The organism is Clostridium muellerianum, from assembly GCF_012926525.1.
Lineage (GTDB): Bacteria > Bacillota > Clostridia > Clostridiales > Clostridiaceae > Clostridium_AM > Clostridium_AM muellerianum.
The window spans coordinates 124,852-143,335 of record NZ_JABBNI010000047.1; the positions used below are offsets into that span (position 1 = coordinate 124,852).

The 18,484-nt window shown below is 29.5% G+C and carries 14 protein-coding genes; 13 read left to right on the top strand and 1 reads right to left on the bottom strand.

Annotation, left to right across the window (positions count from 1 at the left end; genetic code table 11):
• Positions 1-378 precede the first annotated feature (378 nt).
• The 13 genes from HBE96_RS18635 (at position 379) to HBE96_RS18695 (ending at position 17,511) form a co-directional block, all read left to right on the top strand.
• Positions 379-1,983, top strand: coding sequence for an FGGY-family carbohydrate kinase (locus HBE96_RS18635; protein ID WP_169299218.1), 1,605 nt, complete (start codon positions 379-381; stop codon positions 1,981-1,983).
• Positions 1,984-2,071: 88 nt separating this feature from the next.
• Entirely contained in the window at positions 2,072-3,427 is a 1,356-nt protein-coding gene (locus tag HBE96_RS18640) for a sugar porter family MFS transporter (protein ID WP_169299219.1), read from the top strand.
• A 166-nt stretch (positions 3,428-3,593) separates the two neighbouring features.
• Positions 3,594-4,292 carry an L-ribulose-5-phosphate 4-epimerase gene (locus HBE96_RS18645; protein ID WP_169299220.1) on the top strand — a complete coding sequence of 233 codons (699 nt, stop codon included), beginning with the start codon at positions 3,594-3,596 and terminating at the stop codon, positions 4,290-4,292.
• A gap of 19 nt (positions 4,293-4,311) precedes the next feature.
• Positions 4,312-5,778 (top strand): L-arabinose isomerase, encoded by a 1,467-nt coding sequence (araA, locus tag HBE96_RS18650; RefSeq protein ID WP_169299221.1) that lies wholly within the window; start codon positions 4,312-4,314, stop codon positions 5,776-5,778.
• Between the two features lie 246 nt (positions 5,779-6,024).
• Entirely contained in the window at positions 6,025-8,418 is a 2,394-nt protein-coding gene (locus HBE96_RS18655) for a phosphoketolase family protein (RefSeq protein WP_169299222.1), read from the top strand.
• Between the two features lie 118 nt (positions 8,419-8,536).
• A complete protein-coding gene (locus HBE96_RS18660; protein WP_169299223.1) occupies positions 8,537-9,574 on the top strand; it encodes an aldose epimerase family protein in 1,038 nt (345 codons plus the stop codon).
• Positions 9,575-10,900: 1,326 nt separating this feature from the next.
• Positions 10,901-12,757, top strand: coding sequence for a P-loop ATPase, Sll1717 family (locus HBE96_RS18665; RefSeq protein WP_169299224.1), 1,857 nt, complete (start codon positions 10,901-10,903; stop codon positions 12,755-12,757).
• Between the two features lie 256 nt (positions 12,758-13,013).
• A complete protein-coding gene (locus HBE96_RS18670; protein WP_243186994.1) occupies positions 13,014-13,280 on the top strand; it encodes a DUF3781 domain-containing protein in 267 nt (88 codons plus the stop codon).
• Between the two features lie 182 nt (positions 13,281-13,462).
• Positions 13,463-14,275, top strand: coding sequence for an Rpn family recombination-promoting nuclease/putative transposase (locus HBE96_RS18675; protein ID WP_169299374.1), 813 nt, complete (start codon positions 13,463-13,465; stop codon positions 14,273-14,275).
• 610 nt (positions 14,276-14,885) lie between these two features.
• Entirely contained in the window at positions 14,886-15,290 is a 405-nt protein-coding gene (locus HBE96_RS18680; protein WP_169299225.1) for a helix-turn-helix domain-containing protein, read from the top strand.
• Positions 15,268-15,408, top strand: coding sequence for a hypothetical protein (locus HBE96_RS18685; protein WP_169299226.1), 141 nt, complete (start codon positions 15,268-15,270; stop codon positions 15,406-15,408). The genes HBE96_RS18680 and HBE96_RS18685 overlap by 23 nt, the downstream gene beginning before the upstream one ends.
• A gap of 99 nt (positions 15,409-15,507) precedes the next feature.
• Complete coding sequence (locus HBE96_RS18690) at positions 15,508-16,647, top strand: AAA family ATPase (RefSeq protein WP_169299227.1); 1,140 nt, start codon at positions 15,508-15,510, stop codon at positions 16,645-16,647.
• Positions 16,648-16,959: 312 nt separating this feature from the next.
• Positions 16,960-17,511 carry an NUDIX domain-containing protein gene (locus HBE96_RS18695; protein WP_169299228.1) on the top strand — a complete coding sequence of 184 codons (552 nt, stop codon included), beginning with the start codon at positions 16,960-16,962 and terminating at the stop codon, positions 17,509-17,511.
• 144 nt (positions 17,512-17,655) lie between these two features.
• On the opposite strand, the gene HBE96_RS18700 is transcribed toward HBE96_RS18695, so the two are convergent.
• The gene (locus HBE96_RS18700; protein WP_169299229.1) at positions 17,656-18,453 is read right to left on the bottom strand and encodes a sensor histidine kinase; all 798 of its coding nucleotides are present in this window, start codon (positions 18,451-18,453) and stop codon (positions 17,656-17,658) included.
• Positions 18,454-18,484: the final 31 nt, after the last annotated feature.

An 18,484-nucleotide genomic window follows, 5' to 3' on the forward strand; every position in this document is an offset into this window, starting at 1 on the left:
GAGGACAATTTATAGAGAACAGGGAAGGACAATTTTTTTTACTATACTATAAAGAATCTTTAATTAAATTTTTAATGAATTGTTCCACAAAACCAAGTACTGCAGGATTATATGGATCTAGAGATTCATTTGTATTAGCCCCAAATCAACATTCACTATCAGCTGTCTTATATCAATTGTTTTTGCAAAAAAAGTTGAGCTATCAAATAATTTGTAACTATATTTAAGTCGAAATTTGAGGCAATTAAATTAATTTAAAATATAATTAGGGAAATAGGTACGTATCTTTTTAATTTTTATTATTGACATGTACGTACATGCATGATATATTTATTATAAAGAAACCGTTTACTAATATTTTAAGAGGAGGTCATTCTAGTGACTATAAAAGATAAAAGAGTAGAAGAAATTGAAAATGGTAAGACATCACTAGGAATAGAGTTTGGTTCTACTCGTATTAAAGCTGTCCTTATTGGAAACGATTTTTCTCCGCTTGCTAGTGGCAGCTTTGAATGGGAGACAAGCTTAGAAAATGAAATTTGGACCTATTCGCTAGAAGAAATTTGGAAGGGATTACAATATAGTTATCAAAAACTTTTTGCTGAGGTAAAAGAAAAATATGGAGTCACACTTTCAAAAGTTGGTTCAATTGGATTTTCAGCAATGATGCATGGATATATGGCATTCGATAAACAAGGAGAACTACTTGTTCCTTTTAGAACTTGGCGTAATACCATGACAGAAGAAGCAGCGAAAAAGTTAACGGAATTATTCCAATTCAATATTCCTGAGAGATGGAGCATAGCTCATTTATATCAGGCTATTTTACATAAAGAACCTCATATTGAAAAACTTGATTTTTTAACTACCTTAGCTGGTTATATTCATTGGCAATTAACAGGTGAAAAGGTTTTGGGAATTTGTGATGCATCAGGAATGTTTCCAATTGATATGAACACTCATAATTATGATGAACATATGTTAAAAGCCTTTAATCACTTACCAGAAGTTGAAAAATACTCATTAAATGTAGAAAGTCTTCTACCAAAAGTCTTATTAGCAGGAGAAAATGCCGGTGTGTTAACTGCAGAAGGCGCAAAAAAGCTTGATGTCAGCGGAAATCTTCAAAGTGGTATTCCAATATGTCCACCTGAAGGGGATGCAGGTACAGGAATGGTTGCTACAAATTCAGTTGCACCACGTACAGGAAATATCTCTGCAGGTACATCAATTTTTGCTATGGTTGTTCTTGAAAAGCCACTTGAGAAAGTTCATACAGAAATTGATATGGTAACCACACCTACAGGAGACTTAGTGGGAATGGCTCATGCAAATAATGGTTATTCTGATATAGATTCATGGGTAAATATCTTTCACGAATTTGCTGAAGCTATAAATGTGAAGATTCCAAAAGATCTTCTTTATATGGGACTTTATAGTCAAGTGTTTTTAGCTGATCCTGATTGTGGAGGAATTCTTGCATACAATTATTTTGCAGGTGAAAATATCACAGGTGTTTCAGAAGGTAGACCTATGGTTGTAAGAAAACCAAAAAGTAAATTTAATTTACCAAACTTTATGAAAGCGCATCTCTTTACTTCCTTAGGAGCACTTAAAATTGGAATGGACATTCTTTTAAAGGATGAGGGTGTGAAGCTTGATAAATTACTTGGTCATGGTGGATTGTTTAAGACACCTATAGTAGGACAAGAAATAGTTGCTGCTGCAGTAAATACACCAGTATCAGTTATGAAAACTGCAGGTGAAGGCGGTGCATGGGGAATTGCATTATTAGCTAGTTATTTGAAAAACAGAGAAGATGGTTCTACTTTGCCAGAATTTTTATCAAAAAAAGTTTTTGCAGGTTATGTAGCTGAAGAAGTAAAGCCTGAACAAAAAGAAGTTGATGGATTTGAACAATTTATGGATCGCTATAAAAAGGGAATTGCTATTGAAAAGGCAGCAGTGGAACATTTAATTTAAATCAATGATAAATAAATACGGATTGAACTTGTAAAGTAGGAAAAAATAATAAATAGTGTTTAATTAATTAGTAAGGGGGAAGATTACAATGAAGAAAAAAGTATCGCCAGCATTAATTTACTTCTTTGGAGCCTTTGGAGGATTTATGTTTGGGTATGATATCGGAATAATTAACGGTGCTTTACCTGGAATTAAGACAACGTGGCAAATTAATCCATGGCTAGAAGGAGCAATTACTTCTGGACTATTTGTAGGAGCTATGATTGGTGCTTCATTAATGGCTTCATTAGCAGATCGCTTTGGTCGTCGTAAGATGATTATGTGGAGTGCTATTGTATTTGCAATTGGTGCTATAGGATCTGCTATTTCTAAGAGTACAAGCTTTTTAATTTTTGCTCGTATTATTTTAGGGGCAGCTGTAGGTGGTGCTTCAGCATTGGTTCCAATGTACATGGGAGAAATTAGTCCTGCTGAAACACGTGGAAAAATATCAGGACTAAATCAGTTAATGATAACAGTAGGAATGCTTATTGCATATGGTGTAAATTACGGATTCGCAAATGTATTTGAAGGATGGAGATGGATGCTTGGTGGTGCTATGGTACCAGCTATGGTCCTTCTATTTGGAACATTCGTGTTACCAGAATCACCAAGATTCTTAGCCCGAATTGGAAAAAAGGAATTGGCACTAGAGGTGTTACAAACATTACGTTCTCCTGAAGAAGCTAAAACTGAATATCAGGAGATCATTAATTCAAAACATAATGATTCAGGTTCATTTAAAGATTTATTTGGTAAAACAGCTTTACCTGCTGTAGTTGCAGGCTGTGGGTTAACACTATTACAGCAAATTCAAGGTGCAAATACAATCTTTTATTACTCATCACAGATTCTAGAAAAGGTTTTTGGTTCAGCTATTGGTGGAGTTATTAGTACAGTTGGTATTGGTGTGGTTTTTGTATTAGCAACTGTTATAACATTAATGATTGTAGATAAATTTAAACGTCGTAGCCTATTTATGTCAGGATCTATTGGAATGGGAGCATGTCTATTATTGGTAGGATTAATTTATCCTTCTGCTCAAGCTAATCATGCATGGGCAATGTGGACTGTATTCTTCTTTATCTGCTTGTATGTTGTTTTCTATGCATACTCTTGGGCTGCTGTTACATGGATTGTAGTTGGTGAATTGTTCCCAAGCAATGTTAGAGGAATTGCTACTGGTATTGCATCAACAGTAAACTGGTTTGGTAATATTTTAGTTGCTTTATTCTTCCCAATATTACTTCAAACAGTAGGTTTATCTGTAATATTCTTTGGTTTTGCTGCAATTTGTGTTATAGGATTCCTATTTGCAAAATATGTTCTTTATGAAACAAAGGGAAAATCATTAGAAGAAATTGAAACTTATCTTTACAATCGTTCTATTAAAAAGATTTCTTAATTGTAATTACATGTTTATAAGAAATTGAAGAAGCATTTTATGCATGATTACTACATTTAAAATAAAATGTAGTAATCATACAGATATTATAGAAAAAAGAGATTAATGTTACGAAGAGTTCAAAACAAAATAAGTTGAAAAGTTTGTAACTAAGGAGGATTAATTTATGCTAGAGGATTTGAAGAAAAGAGTACTAGAAGCTAATCTAATGCTTCCAAAGTACGGCCTGGTTACATTAACCTGGGGTAATGTAAGTGGAATTGATCGTGAGAAGGGGTTAATAGTAATTAAGCCAAGTGGAGTTGAATATACAAATATGAAGGCTTCAGACATGGTTGTTGTAGATTTAGATGGCAATGTTGTAGAAGGTGATTTAAATCCTTCCAGTGATACGCCAACTCATATAGTTTTATATAAGAAATTTACTGATATAAAAGGTGTTGTTCATACACATTCACCTTGGGCTACTTCATTTGCTCAAGCAGGAATTTGTATTAAAGCAGCAGGAACTACTCATGCAGATTATTTTTATGGTGATATTCCTGTAACACCACAAATGACTGCAGGTGAAATAAATACAGAATATGAAAAACAGACAGGAGACGTCATTGTTAGGACTTTTAAAGATAATGATATTGATCCTAATAATGTACCAGCAGTATTAGTAAATGATCATGGTCCTTTTACTTGGGGAACAGATCCAGAAAATGCAGTACATAATGCACTAGTTTTGGAAGAAGTAGCAAAAATGACATATCATTCATTACAATTAAATCCTCATAATATCAGAATGAAGCAAGTTTTGCTGGACAAGCATTTTAAAAGAAAACATGGAAAAAACGCATATTATGGACAGAAAAAATAAAAGAAGAGGGATGATTAAAATGTTAAAAAATAAAAAATTAGAATTTTGGTTTGTAGTAGGAAGTCAACATTTATATGGAGAAGAAGCATTAGCTCAGGTTAAAAAGAATTCTGAAGAAATTATAAAATGTTTAAATGCAAGTGGAAAATTACCATATCCTATTGTATTTAAAGCTTTAGCAACATCTGCTGATAAAATTACAAGTATTATGAAAGAAGTAAACTACAAAGATGAAGTAGCTGGTGTTATTACATGGATGCATACTTTTTCACCTGCTAAAATGTGGATTGCTGGAACAAAATTATTACAAAAACCTTTATTACATTTAGCAACTCAATTTAATGAAAATATTCCTTGGAAAACAATAGATATGGATTATATGAACTTACATCAAAGTGCTCATGGTGATAGAGAATATGGATTCATCAATGCTAGATTAAATAAACATAATAAAGTAGTTGTAGGTTACTGGAAGAAAGATGACGTTCAAAAGCAAATTGCTGAATGGATGCAGGTAGCTGTAGGTTACATTTTAAGCCAGGATATCAAAGTTGCACGTTTTGGTGATAATATGCGTAATGTTGCTGTTACTGAAGGAGATAAAATAGAAGCTCAAATTCAATTTGGATGGACAGTTGATTACTTTGGTATCGGTGATTTAGTTGCTGAAATGGACAAAGTTTCAGAAAAACAGATTAATGATACTTATGAAGAATTTAAGAAACTTTACATAATGGAACCAGGCGAAAATGATCCTAAATTCTATGAAAAACAAGTAAAAGAACAAATAAAAATGGAAATTGCTTTACGTAACTTCTTAGATGCTGGTGGATATACAGCATTCACTACAAACTTTGAAGATTTATATGGTATGAAACAATTACCTGGACTTGCAGTTCAGCGTTTAAATGCTGAAGGTTACGGTTTTGCAGGTGAAGGAGATTGGAAAACTGCTGCATTAAGCCGTTTAATTAAAATTATGACTAAGAACGAAAAAACTGGATTTATGGAAGACTATACTTATGAATTAAATACTGGTAGTGAAACAATTTTAGGTGCTCATATGTTAGAAGTAGATCCTACTCTTGCAGCAGATAAACCTAGAGTTGTTGTTAAACCATTAGGTATTGGTGGAAAAGAAGATCCTGCACGTTTAATATTTAACGGAACAACTGGAGAAGGTATCACTATATCTATGCTTGATCTTGGAACACACTATCGTATGCTTATTAATGAAGTAACTGCTGTTGAAGCTGCTGAAGATACACCTAATTTACCTGTAGCTAAAATGGTATGGCAGCCACAGCCAAACTTTGCAGATGCTGTTAAAGCTTGGATTTATGCTGGCGGCGGACATCATACTGTTCTTACTTTAGCTTTAACTTGTGAACAAGTTTATGATTGGGCTCGTATGGTTGGATTGGAAACAATTATAATAGATAAAAACACTAACTTAAGAGACCTTATTAAAGAAGTTTCAAGATAATTATTTAAAAGCTAGTATTAATGCTTATTATATTGTAAGAAAAAATGACAACTATGGAATTTGTAATGAATCCATAGTTGTCAAAAAAATATTTTAACTTGTACGTATAAATAATTTAAAAAATGAAATACATACGTATAAAAATAAAACGCTTGTTATACATAATAAAATGATAGATTACAATACAACATATATTATTTGTTAAACATAATAGCAAATGAAAAATTATAAATCAGGAGGATCATTATGAAAATTATAACAACAAAAGAACATACAGATGAAGGAAATATTACACCAGAATATTTAAAAAAAGTAGATGCATATTGGCGTGCTGCTAATTATTTATCTGCAGCACAATTATATTTATTAGACAATCCTTTACTTAAAGAACCTTTAAAGCCTGAACATTTAAAGGGAAAAGTAGTTGGACATTGGGGAACTATTCCTGGACAAAACTTTGTTTATGCTCATTTAAATAGAGTTATAAAGAAGTATGATTTAGACATGATTTATGTTTCTGGACCAGGTCATGGTGGACAAGTTATGGTATCTAATTCTTATTTAGACGGAACTTACAGTGAAGTTTACCCAAATGTTTCTCGTGATATCCCTGGATTAAAGAAACTATGTAAACAATTTTCTTTCCCAGGTGGAATTTCTAGTCACATGGCACCTGAAACTCCTGGTTCTATACATGAAGGTGGAGAATTAGGTTATTCTTTAGCTCACTCATTTGGTGCAGTTTTTGATAATCCTAGTTTAATTACTGCTTGCGTTGTTGGTGATGGTGAATCTGAAACTGGTCCACTTGCTACTTCATGGCAAGCAAATAAATTTTTAAGTCCTATTACAGATGGTGCAGTACTTCCAATATTGCATTTAAATGGTTACAAAATCAGTAATCCTACTATATTATCACGTATTCCTAATGAAGAATTGAAAAAGTTCTTTGAAGGAAATGGATGGAAACCTTATTTTGTAGAAGGTGAAGATCCTAATGTTATGCATAAGTTAATGGCTGATACACTTGATATAGTAACTGAAGAAATTCTTAGAATACAAGAAAATGCTCGTAAAAATAATGACGCTACTCGTCCTAAGTGGCCAATGATTGTTTTACGTACTCCAAAGGGCTGGACAGGTCCTAAGGTGGTTGATGGAGTTCCAAATGAAGGTTCTTTCCGTGCTCACCAGGTACCTCTTCCAGTAGACCGTTATCACACAGAACATTTAGATGATTTAGTAAAATGGTTAAAGAGCTATAAACCAGAAGAGTTATTTGATGAAAATGGTAGATTAGTTCCTGAACTTCAAGAATTAACTCCAAAGGGAAATAAGAGAATGGCATCAAATCCACATACAAACGGTGGTTTATTATTAAAGGAACTTCGTACTCCTGATTTTCGTGATTATGCTGTAGATGTACCTACTCCAGGAGCTACTACTTCACAGGATATGATTGAACTTGCAAAATACCTACGTGATGTAGTTAAATTAAATGAAGAAAATCGTAACTTCCGTATCTTTGGACCAGATGAAACTATGTCCAATCGTTTATGGGCATTATTTGAAGGAACTAAACGTCAATGGTTACCAGAAATAAAGGAACCTAATGATGAATTCTTAGCTCATGATGGAAGAATTGTAGACTCAATGCTTAGCGAACATTTATGTGAAGGTTGGTTAGAAGGATACTTATTAACTGGACGTCATGGTTTCTTTTCAAGCTATGAAGCTTTCCTTCGTATTGTAGATTCTATGATTACTCAACATGGAAAATGGTTAAAAGTAACTTCAGAACTTCCTTGGAGAAAAGATATAGCTTCTTTAAATTTAATAGCTACATCTAATGTATGGCAGCAGGATCACAATGGTTATACTCACCAAGATCCAGGTTTACTTGGTCATATAGTAGACAAGAAACCAGAAATAGTTAGAGCTTATTTACCAGCTGATGCTAATACTCTACTTGCTGTTTTTGATCACTGTCTTCATACTAAACATAAAATCAACGTATTAGTTACATCAAAACATCCAAGACAGCAATGGTTAACTATGGAACAAGCTGTTAAGCATGTAGAACAGGGTGCTAGTATTTGGGACTTTGCAAGCAATGATCAGGGACAAGAACCTGATGTAGTTATAGGTACTTGTGGTGATACACCAACTTTAGAAGGTTTAGCAGCAGTTACAATTTTACGTGAACATTTACCAGAGCTTAAAATTCGTTTTGTAAATGTAGTAGATATGATGAAATTAATGCCTAAAAATGAACACCCACATGGATTAAGTGAAGAAGATTATGATACATTATTTACAAAGGATAAGCCAATTATATTTGCTTTCCATGGTTATGCTCATTTAGTTAATCAGTTAACTTATTATCGTGCTAATCATAACTTACATGTTCATGGTTATCAAGAAGAAGGTACAATTACAACTCCATTTGATATGAGAGTTCAGAATAAATTAGACAGATTTAATCTCGTAAAAGATGTAGTACAAAATTTACCTCAACTTGGAAACCGAGGAGCACATCTTATTCAATTAATGAACGACAAATTAGTTGAACATAACAAATACATTCGTGATTTTGGTGAAGATCTTCCTGAAATCACTAAATGGCAGTGGCATGTATAATTGTTAACAGATTGATATAATGATAAATTAGGGACTATTATACTAAGAGATTAGTATAATAGTTCCATTTTTGCAAAAATAGAATTATTTTCAAATATGATATGAGGAGATGGATAATATGGTTCAAAATGAGCTATTTGGATATGTTGGAAAAAAAGAAATTCAAAAGTATACTATGGTAAATAGTAATGGAATGAAGGTTTCTTGTATTTCATATGGAGCTAAATTAACAGAAATTATTGTACCAGATAAACAGGGAAACTTATCAAATGTTTTATTAGGTTTTGATAATTTAGATAGTTATTTAAAAGATAGAAGTATGTTTTTAGGAGCAGCAATAGGAAGAGTTGGTGGTCGTATAGGTAATGGTAAATTTCAAATTAAAGATAATTTATATAAAGTTCCAACTAATGAAGGAGAAAACACACTACATGGTGGGGAAAACGGTTTCGATACATTAATATGGAATAGTGAAATCGAAGAATCTAAAGACGATACCAGCATAATTTTTTATAGAACAATAAAATCCGAAGAAGATGGTTTTCCAGCAAACTTGCAGGTGAAAATAATATATACACTTAATAATAATGATGAAGTTCTAATTACTTTTAAGGGTATAGCCGATGATTATACACTTTTTAATCCTACAATTCATTCATATTTTAATTTAAATAATGATTTTAGCAAATTGTTATCGGGACATACATTACAAATTAATGCAGATAGTTATACTGAACTTGCTGATGATTTAGTACCAACTGGTAAATTAAATGATGTGTCTGCAACACCATTAGATTTTAGAGCACAGAAAGATCTGTCACAGGCAATTAAAGATGTAAAAAAACATTTTGAAATAAGTGGTATTGATCATCCTTTTAAGGTGGATAACAGTGCAAATATAGCAACTTTAATTAATCATGAGACAGGTAGACGTCTTGATATTGAGTCAAATCGTAACGGATTAGTAGTTTATACTCTTAATGTTGTAGATCAAGTTTGGAATGTTCAAAATAAGAAAGTATTGCCTGAATTTGGAGTAGCTCTAGAAGCGCAGACATTACCTGATTCAATACATCATAAAAACTTTGGAGATATAGTATTGCAGCCAAATAAGGAAGAGGAATATTACATAAAATATAAATTTACTATGGTATAGAAAATTAAATACATTGCGACGTAAAGTTAAGGTGTAGTAGAAGTTTTGATTTTAACTTTTACTACGAGATATAGAATAAGCGTTTACTCACTGCTAAATATTTTTAATTAGTCTAAAGCTCAAAGTTCAGGAAAACCTAAGAACTTTGCCAAACTCGGTTCCCTCAGACAGGGCTAAAGTTCTAAGGCTTTCCTGAACTCCTCGCTAAGACTAATAAAAAAACAATTTAGCTAATGTGAGTAAACGCTTATTCTATATCCCTACGTAAAAGTTAAAATCAAAACTAGTAACTTCAGTTGTATACATTTAGTTGCATTGCTATAGATAATTTTTAAATCAAAATTGTATTTAATTCTAAATTATAACACTTAAAGATTAAGGCGAAGCCTGTTGTTTAATATATTAATTTTATGTAGAAGCTATTTTTTATTTTATAGAAATATCCCGAAAGAGATTAATAGTTTAGACAGTTTTTTATTAAATGATTTGTATGTTCTGATATAAGAAATTGTGTTATTAATGAATTTTGATTTCTTAAATGAAGCAAGTGTTCCTGAACAACATATATATTTTCATTCCTATTATCTTAAAAGCGTAGCTTTTATAATAATTACTTTTTATCTATATATTTTAAGTTATTTATTTTAATCATAATCTAAGGCGTAGACTGCAAATAGTAGCAATTTTATTAATTGTATACTACATAAAAATGCAAACTCTTTTCAAGATGTTTTTATCAAATAGTTCTTAAAGTCCAAATTTCCACTGTATCCTTGCATCGTATTATTTTTATAATCTTATGTAAATGATTACAAAGTAAATGCCAATGATATTATTTGAAAATCAGATAATGTAGTGTTAAAAATTTCTCTGATTTCTATAGGAGGATAAAGAAAGTTTTGGACAAACTTATCCAATGCAATCACGAAGTATTTCTCTAGTTTTTTCTAGGAGATTCATCTCCCGTATTTGTACACTCAGAAAATTTTATTTATATAGGTATTTCAATTCACGCTAGGACATAGGGGTGGACATGCTTCTAACGTTTGACTGTAAGTACAAGCATTAAAAAGACTTGTATTTACAGCTACGTTACAAGGCAAGTCCACCTCTGTTGATATTATTGTTTTATGTAGGTTGTGTAAAATTAACGTATATCATATGTTATTGGGTAATCTTTAATGCAAAGGTAAATTAATTTTGTCTTGTAAATATAAGTATCAATATGGATTAATATGGTATAATTTGATTAGAAATATTATAACGTATGTAATTTTTGATTATAGTAATTATGTCTATAATGTGTAGTTAAATGGGGGATGGAAAATGAAAAGAAGGACAACAGTAAAAGATATTTACATTGGAAAACCTGATGCGCGTGATGAAATAAATTTTGAGGGGTATGAAAATTTTATAAAAAGCTTTGTAATGCCTCCAAACTTTGATTTTAATGGTCTTTTAAAAGGAAATAAGTGCTTTGTAAGAGGTTATAAAGGAACAGGAAAAACGGCACTTCTATATTTTCTAGATACAAAAATTAAGGAGGAAGACCAAGCAGCATGCTCATCATATATTTTCTTTAAGGGTGAGTATGGAAGTGTTCAGAGACAGCAATTAGATAATATATCAAAAAAAATAGTTAGTTCAATGATTATACAAAATGAAGATTTAATAAATGAACAAGATTTTGAGTATATTTGGAGATGGATATTATATAGACGAATTATTGAAGATAATGAAGAAAATAACTGTGGCATTTTTATGGAGGATGATCACTGGAGGAAGTTTAAGCATATTATTAGTTTGATTTTACCAGAAAAGACTGCTAACAAATTATTAAGTATACCAAGAAAAATTAAGATAGGATTAGGCTATTCAGTTGATGCTTTAGGAAAATCTACAATTACTCCAGAAGTATTATTAGACTTCGATGAAAAAAATAATATAAAGGAATATTCTTTATTTATTAAGTTAATTGATGATGCTACTGAGGAATTATTATTACTAAAGCGTAGTGATATACCTTACTATATATTTGTAGATGAATTAGAGGCATTTTACGCAGAAAAAGCAATTTTAAAACGAGATTTAAGAATGCTCCGAGATTTAATAATTACCACAAAATTTATAAATAATATTTTTGTAAATTCAAGTTTTAGCAATACTAAAATAATTTGTTCAATTAGAACAGAAATACTTAATAGTATAAGTAGATTTATACCAGCAAAAGAAATTAATAAGGTTACATCAGGGTTTGAATGTCCTTTAATATGGGATTATAACAATACTAATTCATATAGTCATCCTATATTTGAAATATGGTTAAAAAGAATTGAGATGTCTGAGAAAAAGAATGGAGTGAATTATAAATCAAAAGAAGAGATATATAAAAATTGGTTTGAAGAGGAAATTGATGGAGTTCCTGTTGTAAACTATATACTAAATTATAGCTGGAGTAAACCTAGAGATATTGTTAGATTTTTAGATGCTGCAAAAAATAGCTTACACTCAAACAGCACATCTTACACACAAGCTGTATTTGATGCAAGTTTAAAAGAGTACTCTAGAAAAAGTTTAGAAGAGGTTGAAGAAGAATTAAATGCATTGTATTCACCAGAAGAAAAAGAGATAATACTTAGTTGTTTAAGAGGATTTAAACCAAGGTTTACATATAATGAGTTAAAGGATAGGATTTCTAGGTATTTTGAAAATACAATTTTACAAGTTGAACTTGTAAATATTTTAAAAGATTTATACAGGATAGGAATAATTGGTAATTATTCCGTATCTTCTAAAACTTATAGGTGGCAACATAAAGGAAGTGATGGTATTGTATTAGATGATGATTGGTCAATAGAGGTACATAGAGCATTACAAAAGGAGTTGTCGTTATATTCAAAGTACGGAAAAAGCCAAAAGTATTTTGATAATGTTCAACATTTATTTAAAGAAGGTGATATTGTTAAAGTTGGTGTAGTTAAAATTGTACCAGGATTTCTTATAGTTACATTTGAAGCAGATTCAATCGTATATAGAGGTAGTATTCATATTAGCCAATTGGCAGATTATTATATAGATGATATTTTTCTTTTTGCAGCTATAGGTGATACATTCATAGCAAAAATATTGAATTATGATCCAAATCATGCTAAATGGAATTTAACTTTAAAAGGAATTGATTAGTATAATATAAAATTAAATTAAATATTATACTTTTCAAATCGGTAAAATAAACTTTAAAAGACATAGGTATCCATAGATTGACTATGATAACACAATTATTAGAATATAAATGAATCATTAGGCTAATAATTGGTAGTTCAATGCCTTGCAGGCCCTATTTAATAAAATTTAGCAAGTGACATAATAGTAAGTAACTGCCAAGTAAAGATTATTTATATAATCTACAGACAAATAGCAATTTTGTGAGGAAAAATACATGATGATAAAAATAAATGATAATAAAGGTGAATTGATACAAAACTTAGATAAGTTGCACACAACCGAATTGGGAGTTGGACGAATTAAAAAAAATCTTTTTTTAAATGTGGACAATGTAGTAAAATGGTGTAGCGACAAAATATTAGATTCCAATGCCACAATAGCTAGAAAGGGTAAAAACTGGTATGTAACCATAGATAACTGTGAAATAACAATTAATGCTTATAGTTATACCATTATTACCGCTCATAAAATAAAGAAATAGATTTGGTTTCTCATAGAAGATTAAATAAATTCCACTTTTAGGTTGAGTAATATAAATAATAATTTATTTAAAAATGAATAGAACATAAATTGTGTTTGAGTATATTGAAACATACTGCTTAATTAGATATAATATTGATAATAATAAATAAAAAAGATAAAAATAAGGTAAGGTTAATGGTAATGAATAAAACTTTAAAAGAGCTAAATCTTGAAGATGATTTTTTGTTTGCAAAAGTTATGAGTGATAAACAGATTTGTAAAGAATTGTTGGAAAGGATTTTAGAAATTGATATAGAAAAAGTTGAAATGGTAGAGGAGCAGAAAACCATAGATTTATTGCTTGAAAGTAAAGGCATCAGGCTTGATGTTTATGTTAGAGATGAAAATAATACAATCTATAATGTAGAAATGCAGCGAGGAAAGCATAAAAACTTACCTAAAAGACTAAGATATTATCAAGGAAGTATTGATTTAGATTTAATAAGTAAAGGTGAAGATTATAGAAAACTTACAAAAAGTTATATAATATTCATATGCACATTTGATTTGTTCAATAAAGGACGTCATAAATATACTTTTGAAAACATATGCCTAGAAGATAATAGTATAATATTAAAGGATGAAGCACAAAAAATAATATTAAATACAAAAGGAATCATGAATGATTTGAGTGAAGAATTGTTAGAATTTCTTAAATATGTAGAAAATTCAACAGATGATACAGTAAAGCAGTCTAAAGGAAATCTTGTTAAAAGTATACATAAAAGGGTACAGAAAGTTAAAAATGATATTTCAGTGGAGGTGGAATTCATGACTTTATTGGAAAGAGATAGAGAAAAAATTGAAGAAGGAAGAGAAGAAGCAATAAAACAACTTATATTGAAACAGTACAGTAAAGGACTTTCTATAGAATATATTGCAGAAATAAATGAATTTGATCTTGAGTATGTAAGGGATATAGTAAAAAATAATGCACCTAAAATTAATAATTAAAAAATTTTGCATGATAAAAAATTACTGATGGGATAATTCTCGTCAGTATTATTTTTGCTTATAATCTCTTTTGTTAAATTTGAGTAAAAGGGTGAAAGCTTTTTTTAAAATAGCAAGTGTAATATTTATCCAACACGCTATAATACTAACTGAAAGATAAAATTAAGGCTTAATATTATAAATAGTAAGTTCATTCCATAAGTAACAAAGATAAGTTTATAAATAATGAATACAATTCAAATACTGATTTTAAAGATTTAGCAAGTGAGTCCAGCAAAGCATGCACTCACAAAGGGGTCAGGCACTTGTAAGGAAATGTAAAAGGTTCTATAGAAATTCAAGATATTAGTTAAAGAAAGCTTTTGAATTTCAAGCTATGAGGTATGCTGCAAGTTATTCTGAAATTAAAACTACTGTGGATTTAGTTGATAAAAGGTTTGTTTCTTACATTGAAAAATTAATGGATATTTTAATTGATATGGAACTATAGAATAATTATGTAAATAAGATTATGTGACTGAGTAAAAAGTAGGAAAATAATATATTAGCTATACATATGTATTTTTTTTTACAATATCGGTATGTAATATAATCATAGGGAGGTGTTAATATGGAGTTAACAGGAAAATATAATGAAAATCAAATAAAAGCCTATATTTATGATAACAGATACAAAATAGGATCTAATCTTCTTGATTTTATTAAAGATAATGGATATACAAAATCATCAATTTCAAAACTAACAGGTATTTCAAGGGCAATTATTGATAAATTAATTAAAGGTGAAATAGATAACAATACAACACTTAAAAGTCATATAGATAAGATAGTTACAACTTTTAATATAGATATTGAACAGTTAATAAATTATAAGCACCTAGAATTAGAGAACACTGATAGAATGGTTGCGTTCGATAATTCACTAGATGAATATGAAGTAAGTGACAAAGCTAAAAAAATGTTTAATTTCTTAAATGATATAGTAGACCTTTATGAAGTCTATAGTGATAGGTAAGGTGATAGATATGTCTAAATATATAACCTCTGATAATTTAAATGAAGTAATGGAAGCAATTCAAGCAGCAAAGCGGACATTTATTAAAAGGTTAACTATCTGCTGTAATGCTCAATAAAATTTTGAAGTAAAAAAATTACATTTTAAATAAAATTAAGTGTAAAAAGTATACATTTTATTTGACTTTGGATATAATATATATAGGAAGGTGATTAGAATGTTAACAAAAATAGAAATTGAAAACTTTAAATCCTTCAAAAATAAAACAATAGTGGATTTTAAAAGTACTAATTATAAAATTTTAAAGGAAAGAAATGTATCACAAGATGGCATATTAAAAGGCGGTATATTTGTAGGAGCTAATGCTTCTGGTAAAACCAATATAATATTATCGTTAAGATTATTATTAGAATTACTATTTGGTGAAAAATTAACTAATATTAGTACTTATAAGTGTTTGTTTTCTGAAAATGATAACATAAAGTTTTATTATGAATTTCAATTTGATGAAGATATTATTGAATATAAAATTGAATACGATACAAGGAAAAGGTTTATGCTTGAAACATTATTAGTAAATAATAAAATTGTCCTAGACAGAATGGGAGAAAATGCAAAATCATATATTACAGATAATCAAATTTTTAATGATGTAGATAAGAATTCTCTGCTGTTAAGGTCAATATACTTTAACACGAAGTTTATGAGCAATGATATTTTAAAAAAGTGGTTTAGGTATTTATTAAATTCGGTCTATTTAGATGCTTTTCTTAGAATAGGAGTAAATCCTTCGAATAATAGTTTGGGGTTAAAAGAATATCTAGAAAATAATGGCATAGAAGATATTAATAGCTTTTTTAGAGAATATAATTTTAATCAAATAATAGAATACTCAGAAACAAGTATTGGAAATTTAATTTCTATAGATACTGAAGGTGAAAAAAACATTTTCTTTAAAAGAGAAGAAATTGGTGAGCCTATACCATTTGCAATGGAATCATTGGGAAATAAAAATTTATTGAGTATGCTGCCATCATTTTTTCATGTTATAAAAAATGGAGGTATGCTAATTATAGATGAATTTAGTAGTGCCTTTCACAATAAATTAGAGGAGTTATTGATTAGATATTTTATGGAAAAATCAAAGAAATCTCAAGTATTTATAGTTTCTCATTCAACCAATTTATTATCAAACAGTATTTTTAGACCGGATCAAGAGTATGCTGTGGAATTTAAGGGAAACGATGGGAGTGTAATAAATAGATTTTCCAACGAAAAACCGAGGGAAGCTCAAAACATAGAAAAAATGTATGTTAGTGGTGTTTTTGGCGGAAAGCCGGTGTACGAAGATGAGTAAAATTACTTTTGCTAATAATAGTAGAGGATTAAGTAGGATAAGAAAATACGAACAATTTATTGAAACACTGCATTATTCAATTTTGAATTTTGGAGTGTTTTTAGTTACTTTTTAGAATTATATTTTAATGCTCATATATAAAAATAAATATATAGATTTATAATGCAAACATTATGTAAAGAAACAAATAAATGCTGATTTTAAAGATTTGTTAAAAGTAAATTTAAAAACCATGTAAAATTTAAGTATAATATAGTAGAATATAATTATTGATATTGACTGATATTTTTAAAAGATCGGAGTGAGGTAATTATGAAAAAGGTTGAGGAAAAGATTTTATATAAAGCTAAATGGTTAGCATTAAAGCAAACAACCTATAAAAGTGAAAATGGGGAAACTGTAAATTGGGAAAGCATAGAGAGAACTAATACTAGTAATACTGTAGTTATAATACCTAAGCTTGTTCCATCAAATAGATATTTAATGATAAAACAATATCGTCCAGCTATAAATAATTATGTTTTAGGATTTCCAGCAGGACTTGTGGAAGGTGAAGATTTAGAAAAAGAGGCTTTAAGAGAACTTAAAGAAGAAACAGGATATGTAGGAAAAGTAAAAAGTATAAGTCCTATGCTGTATTCAAATGCGGCATTATTATCTGATACAGTACGTGTAGTTAATGTAGAAATTGATGAAACACTAGAGGAAAATTTAAATCCTAAGCAGCATCTTGAATCAGAAGAAGAGATAGAAGTTATTTTAGTAAATAGAAATAATTTGAAAAGTTTTATACTAGAGGAACAGCAAAGAGGTACAGCAGTAGGCATGGGACCTTGGTATGCATTTTGTGAAGATAATAAATAGTAATCTTTATATAAAAGGTTCAATTATTTAAAAATTAAAAGCATCACTGTTAATTAATGTGTATTATATTATGAGATAATATAAGCATTTGATTTTTTATATGGCATATAATTAAGCACAGGTTATGCTATCTGTGCTTAAAATTTATCTTGGATATATATCAGAAAACTCTATATTTATTTTTTGTATATTATTTTTGCTAAAATCAGTATCTTCTTTAGATACAGTAGAATTTGGATTAATAGTAACAGGAAGGTTTATAATAAATTCTGTTCCTTCTCCATAAGTACTATTAACTGAAATGTTTCCACCGTGTAATTCTACCAGTGACTTAACTAAGGACAAACCTATACCACTGCCTACGTAGTTTCTTTCTGAAGATTTATTTACCTGACGAAATCTCTCAAAAATTATATCTAGATCACTTTTGGGTATACCAATACCAGTATCTTTTACAGAAATAATAACATGATCAGTTTTATCTAATAAACTTATAAATATGTGCCCACCTGGATCCGTAAATTTTATAGCATTAGATATTAAATTCATCATAATCCTTTCTATTTTATCAGCATCACAAGACATAATTCTTTCTTCTGTATTCGTATCAAATGTAAGAGTTAAAGACTTATTTTCTGCATATTCAGCTACAGATAAAGTTATATCTTCAACTATACTAACTATATTATGATTAGTCGGATGTATTTTAAAATAGCCTCCATCTATTTTTGTTAAATCTATTAAATTATTAATAAGTCGTAATAACCTAAAAGAATTTTGTTTTATGCTTTTTAAGTATTTAAATGATCTATCTTTAGTATAGGAGCAGTTGTTAAAAGATTTTATAACTTGAAGTGCACTTATAATTATATTTAATGGAGTTCTAAGTTCATGAGAAATATTGGCAAAAAATTCTGTCCTTAATTTATCAATTTCCTGCATTTTATTTAGAGATATTTTATATTTCTCAAGT